Source organism: Bradyrhizobium sp. Kon56, assembly GCF_055807635.1.
In genome coordinates this window covers 246,362-264,999 of record NZ_JBVVOU010000004.1, presented here as the reverse complement: position 1 = coordinate 264,999, position 18,638 = coordinate 246,362, and the positions used below count along the sequence as shown (strand labels likewise).

Sequence of the window (18,638 nt, the reverse complement as noted above, 5' to 3'; positions counted from 1 at the left end):
GCGGGACAAGCCCGCCGGCAGCGATCCTAGCGGCCGATCACCTTCTCCAGATAGGCGGGCTGGATGAAGGCTTCGAAGTCGGCGCGCGGCAGCAGCTTCGGCAGGCGCTCCTGCTTCACCAGGAAATCGGCGGTCGAGATCAGCGTGTCGACGAACTTGCCCTTTTTCGCGGATGTGCCGAGATACTCCTCCGTGAGCTGCGTGCTGCAGGGGATCATCCCGGTGCCCTTCATCATTCGCTGCGCGTCCTCGAGAGGCAGCGAAAGCTCTTCCGCGATGATTTCGGCAGTCTTCTCCGGGTTCTTCAGCCAGAAATCGATGCCTTCGCATTCGGCCTTGATGAACTTGTCGACGTAGGATGGATACTTCTCCGCGAACGCATTCATGACGACGCCGATGTCCCAGGTCGGGTAGCCGCGCTTGGCCATCTCGCCCGAGGTGACGAGGATCTTGCCGCCGTTCTTCACGGCCTTGCCGAGATTCGGCTCCCAGAACCAGGCCGCGTCGATGTCGCCGCGAAGCCAGGCCGCCGCGATGTCCGACGGCGCGAGGTCCAGAATCTTCATCGAGGCGGGATCGACACCCTCCTCCTTGAGCGCCTGGAGCAGGAGGTAGTGCGTCGTGGAGCCGAACGGCGCCGCCACCGTCTTGCCCTTGAGGTCCTTGAGCGAGGTGATGTTCTTGTCGGCGCGGACCACCATCGACTCGACGTAGTCGAGCATGTTGATCACCAGGATGCCCTTGATCGGCAGGGAGCGCGTCGCGCCGATCGCGGTCGGCGGGTTGCCGAGGCCGCCGAAGTCGACGTCGCTGCCGGCGATCGCGCGCAGCATGTCGCCGCCGCCGCCGATCTTGACGTATTTGATGTCGACGCCCGGCATCTCCTTGGCGAGCAGGCCAAGATGCTTGGTGACCAGTTGCGCATTCACCAGGTTCAGATAGCCGACGGTCACCTTCGCCGGCTTGTCCTCGGCGCGGACTGCGGCCGTGAGCGCCAACGTGGTTACCGCGAGCGTCGCAATCAGTCTCTTCATGGAGGTCTCCCCTACGATCAGAATTGGATTCAGGCCCACGGCATCAACAGTTTCGCGATGCCGCGCATCATGAGGTCGAGCACGACGCCGGTGAGGCCGAGCACGATCAGCCCCATGATCACGACGTCGGAGAGCAGGAATTTCGCGGCGTCCCAGATCATCCAGCCGATGCCGGCGGAGGCGGCGACGATTTCGGCGGCGACGAGAACGGTGTAGGTGAATCCGAGCGAGATACGCATGCCGGCCAGAATCAGCGGTCCCGCCGCCGGCAAATAGACGTGAAACAGCAAATGGCGCCGGGTCGCGCCGAGCGACTGGGCGGCGCGCACATAGACCGGGTCCACGCTGGTGACGGCCTGGATCGTCGAGATGACGATGCCCGGCAAGCCGGCAAGAAACAGCAGCGACAGCTTCGAGCTCTCACCGATGCCGAGCCACATCACCAGCAGCGTATAAAGTCCGAGCGGCGGCAGTGGCCGGTAGAACTCGATCAGCGGATTGAGCAGCGCGCGCGCATTGCGCGACACGCCCATCAGGACGCCGAGCGGGATGCCGATCAGGCAGGCTAGGGTAAAGGCCGTGAGGATGCGATAGAGGCTTGCGCCGAGATGCTGAAGCAGCGTCGCGCCCTGATATCCCCTTGTCATCGTCTTAACGAACGCGGCCCAGACTGCCTGCGGCTTCGGCAGGAACAGCTCGTTGGCCCAGCCTATCTCCGTGACGATGGCCCAGCCGGCCAGCAGCACGGCGACGGTCAGCGTCGAGAGCAGCACCGATCGCGAGACCTTCGGAAGCCACAGCCGCAAGCTGCCGCGTCGCGTGCGATCCGGCGAGATTGGAATCGTCATGTGGGTCGCCTCGACGCTCATGTCCGCACTCCCAGGATCTGCATGATGGTCAGCGCGTAGATCCGCGTCGCCATCACCGACTTGGTGATCGAGATGTTCTCGTTGTCGACGGCCCAGCCGTCTTCTCCGGGACCGAATGTCACCGCATTGATTCCGGCTTCGCGGAAGCGGATCGTGTCGTTGAAGGCGTTCTTGCGGTTGACGCCGGGCTCGCGGCCCATCAGACGCCGGTAAACCGCGCGCAAGGAGCGGCAGGGCTCCTCCTCGACCGGCACCGGTTCGGTCGCGTTGACGAACAGCGAGCCCGGCACCTGGCGCACCTCCACCTTGACGTCGTTCACGCCGGCAAAAGTGTCCCGTCCGAGACGCTCGATGTCCGCAATCACGCTCGATAGCGTCATGCCGGGCACGATGCCGACCACGGCGAGCGTGATGGTGCAGGCATCCGGCGAGAACTGCATCTCGCCGGGCAGGCCGGAGCGAATGCGCACCACGGCGCAGCAGGGCGGCGTATGTCCCATGAACTTGCTGGGGACATGCGTGAACGCCATGTCCTTCAGTTTCGGCAACAGCTTTGCCGCTTCCATGATGGCGTTGACGCTGATGTCCGGTCGCCAGATGTGCGACTTGATCCCGTGAACGGTGAGCTCGATCAGGCAGTGGCCGGAATTGGCCACCGACAGGTTCATGCCCCAGTCCTTGTTGACGTCACCCCAGGCGGTCGGCTCGGCGGTGATCTCGTAATCGGCGGTCAGGCCGACCTTGTTGAGCATGTAGATGGAGCCCTCGGTGCCGTTCCGCTCCTCATCGACGGTGTAGCAGCACATCAAGGTGCCATCGAACTTCACACCCGCTTCGGTCAGGGCCTGCACTGCGAGCAAGGATGCAGCGAGGTTTCCGCGCGTGTCGGACGTGCCGCGCGCGTAGAGCAGATCGCCATGGCGCGTCGCCTTGAACGGATCGAAATCCGTCATGTGCCATTTCTCGGGCTCGACGGCCGGATAGGTGTCGAGGTGGTCGTTGAGAATGAGCGAGGGGGCGCCGTCCCGTCCCTTGAGCACGCCCAGCACGTTCGGCCGATGCGGCTGCGCGCTGTGCTTGGTGACCTCCATGCCGAGCGCTTCGAGCTTGCCCGCGACCAGCATCGAGATCGCCTCTTCCTCGGCGGGCGGCAAGTCGGGATCCAGCGGATTGCCGGAACGGGGCTGGCCGGTGCGGATCAGCTCGGATGCCAGTTCAAGCCAGCGCTCCTCAGTGATGCGCGACAGCACGCGCTGTTCGATATCCGAATAAGGAGGGCTGACAGGCATCTGCATGACGGGATCCGCTGGCTCACGGCGCCGGCAGCGCCGCTTCGTGGCGGCCTCCTCATTGCAGCGACCGTGCCAACTGCGGGACAAGCCCGTCACGGCAGGATTGTATTGATGATTTCAATGGCTTAGGCGAGATTTGCGCGTGCGCAAATTTTTGCGCCCGAGATGCGCTCTGCCAAAGACGCGGCGTCGACTGAACAGGCAGGGCTCAGCGCGAGGCGGGCCGGCATGGGGTCGTAGCCCGCATGGAGCGAAGCGGAATGCGGGAACGCCGTCCCCGGATTGCGCTTCGCTCCATCCAGGCTACGGATCATGCGCAAGCCTCAATCGTCGGCGTACTCGTCCTCTTCGTGCTTGCGCAGCGTGCTCTTGCGCGTACCCAGCGAGCCCGTGATGGTGGGATCGCGCCTGCTGGCGTAAGGGTTGCGCTGCTGCGCCCGCCCGGCGACCTCTTCGCCGGAAACTGCGGCGGGCTGGCAGATCAGGCGCCGGCTGGCGCGGCGCATCAGATCGACGTGGATGTGATCGTAATGATAGACGTTCGAGCCCGGCGCCAGGACCGTTGTGAAATGCACGCACGCGCCCGACTGCACGTCGCGCAGGAATCCCTGCTCTTCCGGCATGCCGCGCCAGCCATCCTTCACGGTGACGCGGCGGCCGTCGGCGAGCACGAAGGCGGCGATGTCGAGCGCATTGCCGAAGGCGTGCTCGGAAATATGGGCATGCGAATTGCCGTTCATGCCGCGGCAGGAATAGGCGGAGATCTGCTTGATCTCCGCGACGCGGGTGCCGAACCAGCGCATCGCCGAGGGCTGCACGGTGTCGGCGAGCCAGCGGTCGAGCTCGGATACGATCGGACAGGCCAGCGTCGCAACCGGCTTGATCGCAACAGGGCCGACGGCGGTGACGGGATCGCCCCGTGCCGGACCAAGACGCGGCGGCGGTTGCTGCGCGGGCGCCTGCGAATACGGCGCCGGCCGCGCTGGATAGCTCGGCGCATTCATGTAGCGCGACGCGCCCGCGGCATCGGTGCCCTCGGGCGGCAAATCGATCTCGTCCTCCTGCTGCGCCACGCCGGGCGCATTCAACGGCATCGGGCCAGGCGAAGCGCCATAGCCGGAAGGCTGCCGCACCGCGCTCTCGGGATAGTTCGAGCGTTGCGGATAGTTCTGGCTTTGCGGATAGTTCTGGCTTTGCGGGTAATTCGATCGGGGCTGCGTCACCGGCCAGCGCGGCTGGTTGCCGACGCTCCCGGGCGGCCGCAAATCCTCATCGGCAAAGCCGTAACTGCTCGAGCCTTCGCCGAGGGCGGCGACCTTGAGCGGAAACTCCGCGCCGCACATGCCCGGCCCGGAAATCGGGTCGATGCGGACGAGATCCGGCCCTTCTTTCACCGCGCCTGATTTCAGGCATGCGGCTTCGGCCTCGGCCCGCCACGGTTCACGTTCGGCCTGGAAGACGCCGCGTCCGCAACCCGCTAACGAAACAAGGACGATGGAGCCGACGAGATACAAACGAACTCCGCGCGTCATGCACGCACGTTCGGTGAATTTACTTAAAGACTCTTCAACGTGTTGATTTCAGTGTTCTTTAACCATGTCGGCCGGCGCCAGCAGGAGCGCTGCCGGTGACGAGCGACAGCAAGGCTGACTTTTTCGAAAAGAGACTCTCTGTTAACCATGATCCTCTCGCGCAAGGCGGCGCGACAGCGGGAGCGACCTCATGACGTTCGCCGGGAGACTGAGCGTTATCACCGCGTACCTCGCCATGGCCTTTGTCGGTGCCATCGTGCTAGGCATGATCTAGCGGCTTCAGCCGGAGGTATCGAACGCTTCCCTTACGACCGCGCGCTCCACTGCCGCGACGTCGTGATCAGCTTCTCCGGCCGCTCTTCGGCTCGCGTCCAGTCGTTGCCGGAACACCAGAAATGGCCCAGTGCGCAGGCTTCGACGTGAAGCTTGCCGGAGCTCTTCAGCGTCATCCTCGCATAATAGGTACTGCCGCTGGAGCGGCTGTAGATGTTGCCGGTCCAGACGTCGTGCGTTTTCGGCTTCATGTTGACGAGCACGCTCTCGCCCCTGGTCGATGCTTCAGTCAGCGCGAAGCCGCACAGTGCAGGACCGCAGCGTTCGATGCGGACCGTGCCCTTGGCGCCTGCGCTCTCCCATTCGCCGAGCGGCAAATAGGAGAGTTCGTCGTCGCCGCGCTCAGGGCTCGTCACGGCCTGCTCGAGCTGCGGCCTTGGCGCGACGACGGGTGCCTCCATGCGCGGCGGATCGAGCGCGACGGTCTTCGGCGGATCCGTCTGCGGTAGCTCCACCCGTGGCGGATTGGAGCTTGGCGCCTGCGGCAGGACAATTGGCTGCGAGGTCGTTGAGGCAAGGACAGGAGCCGTCTGCGCCGTCGCAGGCGCGACCGCAATCGCTTGCGCTGGCCTGACCGGAGCCACGGGATAGAGCGGCTGCGGCGGCGGAAGCACCGGCGCAGGGGCTGGCGTCGTGTCGACGTCAGGCCGAAAGCTGCGATGGGAGGAAACCGAGACACAGGAAGCCGATCGGCAATTCCTGGGCGCCTCGACCTGAAATCGGTGACCGCCAATCGAGAACGCGTAAGACCCGGCCTCGGCTGCGGGCGCAATCGCCAGCAGCGCGATCAATGTGCCAAGCGAAGTCACAACCCGCGTCATCGGCGCCTCCCTCTGTGTGGCGACGACGTTACGCAAATGGAATCGCGACCGAATGTGCGCTGCGTCACCCAGCCGCGGCGAGCCGTTGTGACGTCTATCACAGAACGTCCGGCCAGCCCGGCGTAGGGTCGAACCACGCTTCATCCACCCGCGACTTCAGTCCCATCGGGACCACACATCTTCGGAGGTTGTCATGAACAAGCTCACCATCGCCGCCACCGCCCTCTTCCTCGCGTCCACCGCCGCCGCGCATGCCGGCAATGCGATCTCGTTCCAGATCGAAGGCCAGAACATCCGCATCGAGACGCCACGCAACTGCGCCTCGCTCAATTGCGTGACCATCGTCGCGCCGGGCCTCTCGGACAAGCCGATCAAGCTGAACAACATCAACCTCAAGGGTCTTGGCTCCAAAGACGATGACGTCGACACCACGCCGGCTCCTGCCACGACCGCGCAGCCCGCGCCGGCTCCGGTGCAGCAGCATCCCGTGCAGCAGCCCCCGGTGCAGGCGACTGCGCCGGCAGCGCCCGCTATCGCAGCACCGAGCACGACGGTTGCCGCTGTTCCGTCCGTCGGTTACGACGCCACGACGCAGACCGCGCCCGTTGCGGCTCCCGCTCCTGCGCCCGCGCCGGTCGCGGTTGCTCCGGCCCCGGTGCCCGCCGCGCCTGTCGCGGTTGCCAACACACCGATCGGCGTCTGGGCCACCGAAGAGAACAAGGGCAATGTCCGCGTCGAACAGTGCGGCGTCAATCTCTGCGGCTACGCCGCAAAGACCAACGAGCGCATCCTGATCAACATGAAGCCCGACGGCGCGAAGTGGAGCGGCCGTATCCACGATCCCGACTCCGGCCGCAATTACGACTCGACGATCGCGATGAAGGGCCCGAATGCAATGCGCGTGCAGGGCTGCGCCTTCGGCGGCATGTTCTGCGGCGGCCAGACCTGGAAGCGCGTGAGCTGACGCCGCAGGCGTCGTCTCCAACACATGCACATTCTTCGTCATGCCCGGGCTTGTCCCGCCTGCGCGGCCGAAGCCGCTTCGGCGAGGCGAAGGCCCGGGCATCCACGTTCTTAGTCCCGCGCTTCAAGGCGTGGATGGCCGGGGCAAGCCCGGCCATGACGGTGGAGAGGCTTGGCCGCAAGCTAGCATCGCGTACCGTTTGAACGTTCACCGCCTCCGTGCGATAGACATTCATCCGCCGTTCAGCTGTACGCGGCTGATATCGGTCGATCTCTCACCGGGATTCTTCGTGACTCTTACCGTGGCCTGGCGCCGCTTCATGTTCGCGCTTGTGCTGCTGGCGTCGCCGCCGGCCGGCGCGAGCGTTGCGTTCGGATTCGATGCGATCGAGCTTGCGCAGGCGCAGCCAGAAGCGCAGCCGTCGCCCGCCCCTTCGCCGACGCCATCGGCTTCACCCGCTCCCGCGACCGAGGCGCAGCCCGCTGCCGTCGAGCCGATCGGCAACGTTGCGACGGTGACGGGCATCGCGACCGTGATCCGCGACAAAAATTCCTATCCGCTGCGCGTGCGCGACGACATCTATCTCAACGACGTCGTGCAGACTTCGTCGAACTCATCGCTCGGCATCACCTTCGACGACGCGACCACGTTCAACCTCTCCGCCAGCACGAAGATCACCATCGACACTTACGTCTATGAGGACGGCGGCAAGCACAACGCAGGCATCTTCGACATAGGCAAGGGCACGGTCGCCTTCGTCGCGGCGGCGGTGGCAAAGACCGGCGACATGAAGATCACGACGCCGACGGCCACGCTCGGCATCCGCGGCACCACGGGCGTGGTCGAGGTGCCGGAAGGCGCGGCCGCGAACAAGACCAACAACGTCAACATCAAGCTCTATCCCGACGCCGATGGCCGGGTCGGACACATCGACGTCGACGACCGCACAAGTGGGACCCGGCTCGGCGCGCTGACGCAAGGCGCGAGCGGTTTTGCGATCCGGCCGGGCGCAGCCGCGGCCGGCGTCATGCGCTTTGCCGCGGTGCCGATCACGATTCCCGCACAGCAGATCGCGCGCGACCGCGGCTTCGTCAGCCAGGTGCATCTGGCGCAAACCACGGGCCGGCAGATCGTCACCGAGCAGCGCGACTTCCGCCGCGCCAATCCGACCGCGAGCCCGCGCATTCCGCGGCCGTTCCAGCCGCCGCAACAGCAACAATTGCGGCCGAACACGGCGCCAGGACAACAGCCGCAACAGCCGCAGCGGCAGGGCCAAGCGCCGGGCCAAGGTGGCGCCGTGCAGCCCGGTACGCCGCGCGTAGGTCAGGGTCAGCAGCAACAAGGCCAGAAACAAGGCGCGGGACGTCCGGCAGGCCCACCGCGCGCCGGTCAAGGCACGCAGCCTGACGGCACCCCGCAAACCCGGCCGCGACGCGGTGGACAGAGTCCGACGCAGCCCGGCGGAGTCGCGCCGCCGCAGCCGGGCGGAACGCAACAGCAGCCCGGTCCGCAGCCGCAACTGCCGCGCACCGGCATGCAACCCGGCCAGCCGCCCGCTGCTCAACAGCCGGGCCTGCAACGCCCGGGCGGATTCCAGCAGCGCCTCCCCGCCGCACAACGCCCCGCAGCGCCGCGACGGCCAGCGCCAGTTCCGAAGGAGAAGGAGCGGCGGTGACTTTCTTCCTTCTCCCCTTGTGGGAGAAGGTAGCGCGAAGCGCCGGATGAGGGGTTCTATCGGCGAAAACTCATCGACAGCTTCACGCGTGGAGAGAGACCCCTCACCCGCCTCGCCGCTTCGCGGCGAGCCACCCTCTCCCACAAGGGGCGAGGGTGCACCGTCAACGCGGGGCGAGGTGAAGAAAACTCACGCCTCTCCGCGTAGCCAGGCTTTCATCTTCTGCAACAGACCGTGCCGCAACTCGCCCACCGAGGCTGCTTCAGCCGGTGTCAGTGTCTGCAAAGCCGCATCGACATCGTCGGTCGCCAGCGGTGGCGGCTCGGGCGCAGGCGAAGATGCAAGCCCCGCCGCCGCGAGCGCGATCGGGCCAACCTGGGTCAGGAACACGCGCTCATACTCGCGCGACAGGCGCGCGAGCGCGTCTTCCAGGGGCAGCCAGTCGACCGCCTTGATGTCGTTCATCAGCTTGCGGACGGGACCGCCCTCGGCCTCCATGCGCCAGAAATGCACGACCTTGGAGCGGCCACCTGACTGATAGACGAGCGTACCCAAAAATTCGTGGATGGCGACGTCGTGGCCGGTCTCTTCCCGCACTTCGCGATGCGCAGCTTGCTTCGGCGTCTCGCCGTCGTCGAGCTTGCCCTTGGGCAAAACCCATTCGTTGCGCTTGCGCTGGCGCACGACGGCAATCAGCGGCGACGCACCTCGCTGCAGCACAATACCACCCGCCGCCATGACCGGCGCCCGTGCCATCACCCAATCCGTCCTCGTAGAAACGTCCCCACCGACGATATAAGCGGCCGCCGCGGCGGATTGAAGGCTAGTTTTTTCTCAGCAACGCTTGACCTGCGCGAATGCGCGTGCCTTCGGCGATGCCGTCGCAGAAGGTGAAATCGCCGGGCGCGAGAATGATGATGGTCGAGCCGTGCTCGAACCAGCCGAGCTCCTCGCCCTTGCTCACGTTGACGTCGCAGGGAAAATTGACCGGCCCCCTGGCCTGCGCATTCAGCACCATGTCGAGGAAGTGCAGGCGGATGCTTGCCACCAGGATCGCGGCGACCGGCACCAGCGTCACAGCTTCGCCGGTGGACAAATGCGTGCGGATCACCGCGCGCTCGTTCTTGCAAAACAGACGCTCGACCCGCTTCAGCGCGATCGGGTTGACGTTCCAGACATCGCCATGGATCAGCGTGACGCGTTCGATATGCGCGTCAAAGGGCGCGTGGAAGCGGTGATACATGCTCGAGGTCAGCCGCAGCGTGACGAAGGAGCCGTTGCGGTGCTGGTTGACCAGCACGGAATCGCCGAGCAAATCGAGCAGCGAGTACGGCGCGCCCTTGACCTGGAACAGCTCGGTATCGGCGATCCGGCCATGGGCGCCGACGATGCCGTCGGACGGACTGGCGACAATGGAGGGGTCCGGATCAAAGCGCCGCAAGCCAGGCTTGAGCTCCCGGGTGAAGCAGTCGTGCAGGCTCCGGAAATGGGTCTTGCGCGCCTCCGTGAGATCGAGGTCGGAGAACAGCTTCCACAGCGCGATGGAGCCGTCCCGCACCAGCGGGTTCTCGATCTTGGAGAACCAGCCCATGAACCGGGTCAACGCGGCGCGCGGGATGCGGTTGGTCAACAGGAAGTTGAGGTCTTCCTGCTGGGTGAAAGAGGCGATGAGGGCTTTGACTGTCATGAATCTGTCAGCTCACAGTATTAGCGCTTGTTGTCATGGAAACGACACTCCCGATTCTTTCTTTGTCCGTGGCCGCCGCAGCGTCCGCTGCCGCCGCCTTCCCGAAGATCAAGGCGCGGATCGAATTGTCCCGCGCCAAGCACCGCTCGCTCGCCGGGCACTCCAAGATGTCCCGCCGGGTGGCAAAGCTGCTTCCGTTCTACGAATTCGAAGGCGATGCGTACTTCGCCTGCGACGGCGCGCCGGCGAACATCGCAGGCCTGCGCAGGGACGGCTTCTTCCGCCTCGCAAGCCTCTACGCCGAGCGCTACCCCAAGGGCCGCGCGATGACGAAGGACGCGGCGGAAAAGATCTCCGACCTGCACTTCACCGAAACATACCGCGTGCCATTCCAGTTCTCGCGTCTCGTCCGCGAGCATTTGGGCACTTCGACATTCGTAGAGTCGTCGCGCGGTGTCACCATTACGGATGTCGACGGCAACACCTCCTACGACCTCACGGGGTCCTACGGCGTCAACATCTTCGGCAACGACTTCTACAAGGAGTGCATCGAGGGCTCCGAGAAGCGGGCGCATGCGCTCGGGCCGGTGCTCGGACCCTACCATCCTGTCATCCTCGAGAACGTGGCGCGGCTGTGCCAGATCTCGGGCCTCGACGAAGTGTCCTTCCATATGTCCGGCACCGAGGCCGTGATGCAGGCAGTGCGGCTCGCGCGCTACCACACCAGGCGCACGCATCTGGTCCGTTTCGCCGGCGCCTATCACGGCTGGTGGGGCGACGTGCAGCCCGGCGTCGGCAATCCGATTCCCGCGCACGAGACCTACACCCTCGCCGAGATGTCGGAGAAGACGCTGCACGTGCTGCGGACGCGCAAGGACGTCGCGTGCGTGCTGGTCAATCCGCTGCAGGGGCTGCATCCGAATGGCAACGCGCCCGGCGATTCCTCGCTGGTTGATTCCTCCCGCGGCGGCAATTTCGACCGCGCCGCCTACACCGAATGGCTGAAGAAGCTGCGCGACGTCTGCACGGAGCGCGGCATCGTGCTGATCTTCGACGAGGTCTTCGTCGGCTTCCGTCTCGCTGCCGGCGGCGCCCAGGAATACTTTGGCATCAAGGCCGACATGGTGACCTACGGCAAGAGCCTCGCCGGCGGCCTGCCGGTCGGCGTCGTCTGCGGCAAACGCGAGCTGATGCGCCGCTTCCGCGACGACCGCCCCGCCGACGTCTGCTTCGCCCGCGGCACCTTCAACTCGCACCCCTACGTCATGACGGCGATGGACGAGTTTCTGAGCCGGCTCGCCAGCCCGAATTTCCGCGCCGTCTATGACGGACTGGACGAGACCTGGAACGGCCGCGCGCAAAAGCTCAACCGAATGATGAGCGATGCCGACCTGCCGGTGCGGTTTGCAAATTTCTCGTCGATCTGGACGGTGAAATACACCACGCCGTCCCGCTACAACTGGATGCTGCAATATTACCTGCGCGCTGAAGGCCTGTCCTTGAGCTGGGTCGGCACCGGCAGGCTGATCTTCAGCCTGAACTACACCGACGCCGATTTCACCGAGGTCGCCGAGCGTTTCGTCCGCGCGGCCGAGAAGATGAAGGCCGACGGCTTCTGGTGGCACGATGGCGTCCTCACCAACAAGACCATCAAGCGGCAGATCCTGAAAGAGATGCTGGCCAAGCGCTTCGGGCGCTGAGGCTGGTTCCTCCAACGGCGTCATGGCCGGGCACAGCCGTCCGAAGGACGGCGTCGCTTCCGCTCGCCTATGCCCGGCCAGCCACGCGTCTCCGCGCGAGACCTCCAAGACGTGGATGCCCGGGCCTTCGCCTCGCCGAAGCGGCTTCGGCCGCGCAGGCGGGACGAGCCCGGGCATGACGCAACCATCAGACATCGGAGGCCTTGGTGAGAACGGCGCGCTCAGGCGTGCTGCTCTTCGAGCGTGGGCTCACCGATGAGGCCCAGCGTGTGCTCGGGCTTGAGATGCAGGCCGGGATCCATCAGCTCGCCACGCATCAGCGCCAGCGGCGCGTTGCGGTAGAGCATCAAATCGTGGAAGGGGTCGGTCAGGATCTTCGTCATCCAGACGAGACCGGTCTCGACGTCGCGGATGAAGAACAGGTGCACCGTGCGGAACATGAGACCGCCGCCGCCGACGACGAGCCAGATCTTGGCCACTTGCCGCATGAAGTCGGTCGCGCCCGCCCAAGGCGTGAACAGTCCGAACAGAGTCGGATCGACCAACAGCACCACCGGCGACAGCGCCCAGATCGACATCAGCACCACCTTGCGCCGAAGGTTGTAGCCGACCTTGATCTCTTCCTTGTGCTCGTGCGTCGCCTGGTTGATCTGGTCGTAGCCATGCGGCTCGAAGAAGAAGTGGCCGGCCTGGCGCGAGGTCATCGAGACCAGCCAGCCCACCAGCGCGGAGACCATGGGGTCGACGAACAGCCAGACATAGGCGAACAGGAAGCTCAGCGCGCTGACAAAGTGCAGGCTCTGATTGATGCGGCTGTGGTGATAGTAGCGATGGTCGTCCCAGCGCTGGATCCGCAGCTGCTCGAGATAGTTCTTGATCATGCTCTCCCCCAAATGCTTTCGGGTTCAGGATTTACAGGGATTCGATGTAGGCCGTGTGACATCATCATTTTGTCATGTGACGATGCGCAGCGGCGCGATGACGCACGGGTTACGTGAGCTTGGATCAAGCCGCCTTGGCGACGTCGATCTTGCGGAATCGCACCAGCGAGAAATGACCGAGCGGCGGGATCAGGCGGCGCTCGGCGAGCTCGATGCCGTCGGCACCGGCCAGCCATTTGGCATAACGCGACCAGGCGAACTCGGCGGTGCGGAAACCGAGCGGACGTACCACCGGCTGCAGCTTCTGCTCGATGAAGCGGCGCATGCCGGTATCGGCGCTGACGCGGGTGAGGATGATCAGCTCCCCGCCCGGGCGCAGCACGCGGGCGAATTCGTCAAGCGCAACTTCCGGATTCGGCACGGCGGTGACGACGTATTGCGCCATCACGACGTCGAAGGAGTTGTCGGGGAATTCGAGCTTCTCGGCATCCATCACCGCGAGGCCTTCGACGTTCTCTAGGCCGCCCTCGACGACGCGCTGGCGCGCCTTGTCGAGCATCGCCTCCGAGATGTCGGTGCCGAAGATGCGCAGATGCGGCGCGTAGAGCGGCAGCGAGATGCCGGTGCCGACGCCGACCTCGAGCACCCGGCCGCCGATCTTGTTGGTGGCCGCGATCGCGGCCTGCCGGCCTTTTGCGAACACGCCTCCGAACACGAGGTCGTAGACCGGTGCCCAACGATCATAGGCCTGCTCGACCGTGCCACGGGTGAGGTCGAGCTGCTGGGTGCCGTCAAGGTTCATGATCTTAGCCATCGATGAGGTTCTCGCTGTGGTCGAACGGGATCAGCCGCGCACCGGCCGCCGCGCCATGCGAGGCGAGGCGCGCAAGACGCGGCTGGGCTGAAGTGAAGTGAGGTTGCCGACGAATTGGCGCGCGCTGTTTTCCCAGGAGCGCTCCAGCGCGAAGTTGCGGCAGGTCTCGCGCGACATGGTCAGTGCGCGCAGGCACGCTTCGCGCAAATCGTGGTCGATCGCGCCGATCGGATGATCTGCGATGACGTCCTTCGGTCCCGTCACCGGAAACGCCGCAACCGGCGTGCCGCAGGCGAGCGCTTCGAGCTGCACCACGCCGAACGTGTCGGTCAGGCTCGGAAACACGAACACGTCAGCGGCGGCGAGGTGCGCGGTGAGGTCAGCGCCCTTCTTCTCGCCGAGGAAGACCACGTCGGGAAATTTCTTTTCAAGGCCGGCCTTCTGCGGACCGTCGCCGATGACGACCTTGGTGCCGGGCAGGTCGAGCGAGAGGAAAGCCTCGAGGTTCTTCTCCACCGCCACGCGGCCCATCGTCATGAAGATCGGCCCGGGCAGATCGAGCTTGGCTGGAGAGTCCGGATGAAACAGCTCGGTGTTCACGCCGCGGGTCCAGAAGCCGAGCCGCTTGAAACCGCGCTCGGACAGCTCCTGCCGCAGCGAGGGCGTCGCGACCATCGTCATGGCGGCGGCATCGTGGAAGTGGCGCAGCACGGCGTAGCCGACGCTCGCGGGGATGCCGGTTCGCACCGAGACGTATTCGGGAAAGCGCGTGGTGTAGGAGGTGGTGAAGGCGAGCCGGTTGCGACGGCAATAAGCCCGCGCCGCCCAGCCGATCGGCCCTTCGGTCGCGATGTGCAGCGCCTCCGGCGCCGCCCTCTCGATCCGCCGCCCAATCTCCCTGCCGCTCGGCAGCGCAATGCGCAGCCCCGGATAGGTCGGCAACGGCCATGACCGAAAGCCGTCCGGCGTCAGGAAGTCGATCTCGACATCCAATGCCTTGGCCGCGCCAGCCAGCGAGGTCAGCGTCCGCACCACACCGTTGACCTGCGGATGCCAGGCGTCAGTCGCGATTAATACCCGCATGGGGAAATCCCGAGATTTTTATGATTCTCGGCTTAGGACCATCAACCACGGATATTTCAGGCGTGTGACGTCATGGAAGTGTCGGCCCGCTGTTTTGTTCGTTAACGGGTCCGCGCAGCCACGAAACCGTCATGAAACAATCCTTTCCGCCATGAAACCGTTTTCGGTTTTCCGCGCAAACGTCCCGAAACTTCTTGCCGTTAGTGATCTAGGCAACAGAGCACCGCAACGGTGCCGGGTGACCAAGAAACACCGCGCAAACAGGGGCGACCGATGATCAATCTGGAGACGTTGAAGACTTATTCGCGCGCCGTTGCGTTTGGCGCAGTGGCTGTCACCGCGATCGCGTTCGCCGGCCCGGCCAAGGCCGCGCCTGTGCAGCTCTTCCCCTTCTTCCAGCCGCTGCCGCCGATCGCAGCGCCGCAGCCGTACCAGCCTTATCAAGCGACGCCCTATCGGGCCGCGCCGTCCGAGGAGCAGGACGCGGTCGAAACGCCGGCCCGCTTCCGCCGCCAGACCGTCTCCTATGCGACGCGTGAGGCGCCGGGCACCATCATCATCGATACGCCCAACACCTATCTCTATCTCGTGCTCGGCAATGGCCAGGCGATGCGCTACGGCATCGGCGTCGGCCGCGACGGTTTCACCTGGTCCGGCACCCAGTCGGTGACCAAGAAGGCGGAGTGGCCGGATTGGACCCCGCCGCCGGAGATGATCGCCCGCCAACCCTATCTGCCGCGCCACATGGCCGGCGGTCCCGGCAATCCGCTCGGCGCCCGCGCCATGTATCTCGGCGGCACCATCTACCGCATCCACGGCACCAACGCACCCGACACCATCGGCAAGCACGTCTCCTCCGGCTGCATCCGCCTGACCAATGACGATGTCGCGGACCTGTACTCCCGCGTCAACGTCGGCACCAAGGTGATCGTGCTGCCGATGACGGAGCGCCGCGCAGAGCTCGGAGCCGCAACGCGGTAAGCGACAGGACATTGTGACGCAAACGGCCCCGGAACCCACCGGGGCCGTTTTCGTTGGCCCTCTGCATACCGATGCGCGCGCGTGCTGCGGCGCGATCCCCGATGGAGGCGCGAATGCAATCACGTCCGCAAACGCCGCAAGGCAAATGCCTGCGCGCGATCGCTGCCGCGGTGGCACTGCTGCTGACCGTGCCCACCTCGCGCGCACAGCAGCCGGGGAGCGACGATGCAGCCCAGCAAGCCTTCAACAATTCCTGCCGCACCTGCCACTCGGTGAAAGAGGGCGACAATCGTCTGGGCCCCAACCTCAACAAAATCGTCGGACGCAAGGCCGGCGCGCTGCCGAACTACAACTATTCTTCGTCGATGAAGGAAGCCGGCTTCGTCTGGGACCAGGACAAACTCACCCGCTTCATGCTCAAGCCGGACGAGGTCGTCTCCGGCAACAAGATGCAGCCCTATGGCGGCGTCTCGGCGGAGGAAGCGGGCAAGATCGTTGCCTATTTGCAGGCGGCTTCGCAGTAGGGCCACCGGCCCCGCCGATCTGCGATCAGCCTCAGCCACGCCGCCGAATGAAACGCGCTCATCAGCAGATACATCGGCACCATCCCGCCGAGCATCGCCCCATGTCCGGAGCCACACAGCATGTCCGCCGGGCCATCAAGCATGGCCGTCAGTACGGCCATGATCGCGAAGGTCGGCGTCGCCGCCAGCCCCAACCATCTGGCGAGGTGGCGCGCGGCCACCACACCGTTGCGGCTCGCGCCGGCCATTGCGCTGACGGGACTAGTCACGTCCTTCAGCCGCCTCCTCGCGAAAAGCCTTCTCGCCCGCGGTCGAGATCTCGACCCATCTCTTGTCGGGCGCCGCACCTTCGGTGTAGCTGTCGTGCCAGTTCCACCATTTGTAGGTCGGCGTCTGCGGATAGCCTTTCGGCGAATCCTCCCAGACCTCCTGCCGTCCCAGCGGCGTGATGTCGAGGTAATTCCAGGTGCCGCCCATCTGCTCGTCGCCCCGGCTCTTGACGAAATAGGTGCGGAAGATCCGGTCGCCGTCGCGGAAGAACACGTTGGTCCCGTGCCACTCGTCGACGCCGAAATCCGCATCGAAACTGTCGGTGACGGTGACCCATGGCATGGTCCAGCCCATCCGCTGCTTCAGCCTGCTGATATCGGCCTGCGGTGCGCGCGAGGCGAACACCAGCGTGGTGTCGCGGGCATTGAGGTGCGCGACATGCGCGACCTGGTCGGCCACCATGGAGCAGCCGCGGCAGGCATGATCCGGCCAGCCGAACACGCCCGGCTCGAAGAACGCACGGTAGACGATCAGCTGCCGCCGGCCCTGGAACAGGTCGTGCAGACTGACCTTGCCGCCGGGCCCCTCGAACGCATAGGTTTTGGTCACTTCCATCCAAGGCATGCGCCGGCGCTCGGCGGCCAGGGCGTCGCGGGCACGGGTATGCGCCTTTTCCTTCACGAGCAGTTGCTGACGGGCGGCCTCCCAGTCCTGCGGCGACACCACCGGCGGTGTTTGCATGGCGGCTTGTCCGTTGTTTCCTGCGTTGTCAGCTGATGTCATCATGGCTCTCCAACTTTTCCCGGGCGGCCGTTCCGTATCTCGCTGTGTGAGATGCGGAACCGCTCGTCCCTCGCCGCACATTGTCGGCCGTCAACGATCTCTCGCACCGGACGGTTGCGTGGTGGGAGTAACAAGTGTGGCGGGATTTGAATGGAGTCGCTGATCACGGCCGCGGCGCGCGCGCTCCAAGCCGGCGATCCGCTCGGCGCGCTGAACCGCGTTGCGCTGCGCAACGATGCACCTTCGCTGGCGCTGCGCGGCATCGCGATGGCGCAACTCGGCGATCTCGCCAAGGCGAAGACGTTGCTGCGCAGTGCCGCACGCGCCTTCGGCCCGAAAGAGGCGGTCGCGCGGGCAAGATGCGTCGTCGCGGAGGCCGAGATCGCACTCGTCTCGCGCGACCTGAATTGGCCGGCCAACACGCTCGTGGCCGCGCGGGCGACGCTCGCAAGCCACGGTGACCTCGCCAACGCGGCCCATGCGGGTCACATCGAGGCGCGCAGACTTCTCCTTCTCGGGCGCCTCGACGAGGCCGAGCGCACGCTGGCCGAGATCAAGACCACACCGCTGCCCCGGGCTGCGCAGGTCGCCCGCGAGCTCGTGATTGCCGGCATCGCCATCCGGCGGCTCCGAACGAAAGACGCGCGCGCGGCGCTCGGGCGCGCGGCGAGCGCAGCACGACAGGCCGGCATTCCCGCGCTTGCGGCGGAGGTCGAAGGCACGAGCCGCGTGCTCGACACGCCCGCAGCGCGCTTGATCACGCGCGGGCACGAACGGCCGCTACTGCTCGAGGAGGTCGAGGACCTCGTGACATCGGAGGCGCTCGTGGTGGACACGTTCCATCACGCGGTTCGCAGGCGAGGCATCCTCGTGCCGCTCGGAACGCGGCCGGTGCTGTTCGCGCTCGCGCGCATCCTGGCGCAGGCCTGGCCGGCCGATGTCTCGCGGGAAGGGTTGATCACGGGAGCGTTTCAGGCAAGGCACGTCGATGAATCGCATCGCGCCCGGCTGCGCGTCGAAATCGGGCGGCTCCGCACCAAGCTCAAGCCTCTGGCCGACGTCAGCGCGACCAGGCAAGGTTTTGCGCTGACGCCGCGCAACACGCGGCAGGTTCTCGTCCTCGCACGGCCCGTCGAGGAGAAGCACGCCAATGTGCTCGCCTTCCTCTCTGATGGCGAGCCCTGGTCGAGTTCGGCGCTCGCGCTGGCGCTGGGAACGAGCGCGCGCACCGTGCAACGGGCCCTCGAAGAGCTGGCGCGATCGAACAAGGTGCAGTCCTTCGGACACGGACGGGCGCGGCGCTGGATGACGCCGCCCGTGCCGGGTTTCCCGACAGGCTTGTTACTCCCCGGACCGCTCATGAAGACGTAAAGTGGGATTCACACCGCAGGGACC

General features: G+C 65.5%; 18 protein-coding genes. 6 read left to right on the top strand and 12 right to left on the bottom strand.

Annotated features, from left to right (window positions below; genetic code table 11):
• Positions 1-26 precede the first annotated feature (26 nt).
• The 5 genes from AC0L3B_RS08990 to AC0L3B_RS08970 all read right to left on the bottom strand — a co-directional run bounded on the left by AC0L3B_RS08990 (position 27) and on the right by AC0L3B_RS08970 (position 5,881).
• The gene (locus tag AC0L3B_RS08990; RefSeq protein WP_026232686.1) at positions 27-1,034 is read right to left on the bottom strand and encodes a taurine ABC transporter substrate-binding protein; all 1,008 of its coding nucleotides are present in this window, start codon (positions 1,032-1,034) and stop codon (positions 27-29) included.
• Positions 1,035-1,063: 29 nt separating this feature from the next.
• Entirely contained in the window at positions 1,064-1,903 is an 840-nt protein-coding gene (locus AC0L3B_RS08985) for an ABC transporter permease (protein ID WP_204512083.1), read from the bottom strand.
• A complete protein-coding gene (locus tag AC0L3B_RS08980) occupies positions 1,900-3,198 on the bottom strand; it encodes a M20 family metallopeptidase (protein WP_204512084.1) in 1,299 nt (432 codons plus the stop codon). Before AC0L3B_RS08980 ends, AC0L3B_RS08985 begins: the two co-directional genes overlap by 4 nt.
• 320 nt (positions 3,199-3,518) lie before the next feature.
• Positions 3,519-4,727, bottom strand: a complete 1,209-nt coding sequence (locus AC0L3B_RS08975) for an extensin-like domain-containing protein (RefSeq protein WP_473380305.1) — start codon at positions 4,725-4,727, stop codon at positions 3,519-3,521.
• A 305-nt stretch (positions 4,728-5,032) separates the two neighbouring features.
• Entirely contained in the window at positions 5,033-5,881 is an 849-nt protein-coding gene (locus AC0L3B_RS08970; RefSeq protein WP_473380304.1) for a DUF2147 domain-containing protein, read from the bottom strand.
• A gap of 193 nt (positions 5,882-6,074) precedes the next feature.
• On the opposite strand from AC0L3B_RS08970, the gene AC0L3B_RS08965 reads away from it, so the two are divergent.
• Together AC0L3B_RS08965 and AC0L3B_RS08960 are read left to right on the top strand one after the other, a co-directional pair.
• Positions 6,075-6,845: a DUF2147 domain-containing protein gene (locus AC0L3B_RS08965; protein WP_018454209.1), complete on the top strand. Its 771-nt coding sequence runs from the start codon at positions 6,075-6,077 to the stop codon at positions 6,843-6,845.
• A gap of 319 nt (positions 6,846-7,164) precedes the next feature.
• Entirely contained in the window at positions 7,165-8,520 is a 1,356-nt protein-coding gene (locus tag AC0L3B_RS08960) for a FecR family protein (RefSeq protein WP_085349141.1), read from the top strand.
• 189 nt (positions 8,521-8,709) lie between these two features.
• Here the strand turns inward: AC0L3B_RS08960 and AC0L3B_RS08955 are convergent, their stop codons facing one another.
• Both AC0L3B_RS08955 and asd read right to left on the bottom strand, forming a co-directional pair.
• Positions 8,710-9,276, bottom strand: a complete 567-nt coding sequence (locus AC0L3B_RS08955; protein ID WP_085349111.1) for an NUDIX hydrolase — start codon at positions 9,274-9,276, stop codon at positions 8,710-8,712.
• A 67-nt stretch (positions 9,277-9,343) separates the two neighbouring features.
• The gene (gene asd / locus AC0L3B_RS08950) at positions 9,344-10,207 is read right to left on the bottom strand and encodes an archaetidylserine decarboxylase (protein WP_085349112.1); all 864 of its coding nucleotides are present in this window, start codon (positions 10,205-10,207) and stop codon (positions 9,344-9,346) included.
• A gap of 35 nt (positions 10,208-10,242) precedes the next feature.
• Here asd and AC0L3B_RS08945 point away from each other — a divergent pair, with 35 nt between their 5' ends.
• Positions 10,243-11,907 (top strand): aminotransferase class III-fold pyridoxal phosphate-dependent enzyme, encoded by a 1,665-nt coding sequence (locus tag AC0L3B_RS08945; protein WP_473380303.1) that lies wholly within the window; start codon positions 10,243-10,245, stop codon positions 11,905-11,907.
• Between the two features lie 221 nt (positions 11,908-12,128).
• On the opposite strand, the gene AC0L3B_RS08940 is transcribed toward AC0L3B_RS08945, so the two are convergent.
• From AC0L3B_RS08940 to AC0L3B_RS08930, 3 genes are all read right to left on the bottom strand, one after another.
• Positions 12,129-12,788: a hypothetical protein gene (locus AC0L3B_RS08940; RefSeq protein WP_085349114.1), complete on the bottom strand. Its 660-nt coding sequence runs from the start codon at positions 12,786-12,788 to the stop codon at positions 12,129-12,131.
• A gap of 124 nt (positions 12,789-12,912) precedes the next feature.
• A complete protein-coding gene (locus AC0L3B_RS08935) occupies positions 12,913-13,602 on the bottom strand; it encodes a class I SAM-dependent methyltransferase (protein ID WP_085349115.1) in 690 nt (229 codons plus the stop codon).
• A gap of 30 nt (positions 13,603-13,632) precedes the next feature.
• On the bottom strand, positions 13,633-14,685 hold the full coding sequence (locus AC0L3B_RS08930; RefSeq protein ID WP_247294938.1) for a glycosyltransferase family 4 protein: 1,053 nt from the start codon (positions 14,683-14,685) through the stop codon (positions 13,633-13,635).
• A 273-nt stretch (positions 14,686-14,958) separates the two neighbouring features.
• Here AC0L3B_RS08930 and AC0L3B_RS08925 point away from each other — a divergent pair, with 273 nt between their 5' ends.
• Entirely contained in the window at positions 14,959-15,666 is a 708-nt protein-coding gene (locus AC0L3B_RS08925; protein ID WP_085385382.1) for a L,D-transpeptidase, read from the top strand.
• A 113-nt stretch (positions 15,667-15,779) separates the two neighbouring features.
• Positions 15,780-16,190 (top strand): c-type cytochrome, encoded by a 411-nt coding sequence (locus AC0L3B_RS08920; protein ID WP_039799008.1) that lies wholly within the window; start codon positions 15,780-15,782, stop codon positions 16,188-16,190.
• Here AC0L3B_RS08920 and AC0L3B_RS08915 read toward each other — a convergent pair.
• Both AC0L3B_RS08915 and AC0L3B_RS08910 read right to left on the bottom strand, forming a co-directional pair.
• Positions 16,166-16,459, bottom strand: a complete 294-nt coding sequence (locus AC0L3B_RS08915) for a hypothetical protein (RefSeq protein WP_039798961.1) — start codon at positions 16,457-16,459, stop codon at positions 16,166-16,168. The genes AC0L3B_RS08920 and AC0L3B_RS08915 overlap by 25 nt on opposite strands.
• Positions 16,452-17,246, bottom strand: a complete 795-nt coding sequence (locus AC0L3B_RS08910) for a DUF899 domain-containing protein (RefSeq protein WP_085385381.1) — start codon at positions 17,244-17,246, stop codon at positions 16,452-16,454. The genes AC0L3B_RS08915 and AC0L3B_RS08910 overlap by 8 nt, the downstream gene beginning before the upstream one ends.
• A 147-nt stretch (positions 17,247-17,393) precedes the next feature.
• Here AC0L3B_RS08910 and AC0L3B_RS08905 point away from each other — a divergent pair, with 147 nt between their 5' ends.
• Positions 17,394-18,614, top strand: coding sequence for a helix-turn-helix domain-containing protein (locus AC0L3B_RS08905; RefSeq protein ID WP_473380302.1), 1,221 nt, complete (start codon positions 17,394-17,396; stop codon positions 18,612-18,614).
• The last annotated feature ends 24 nt before the right edge of the window (positions 18,615-18,638 follow it).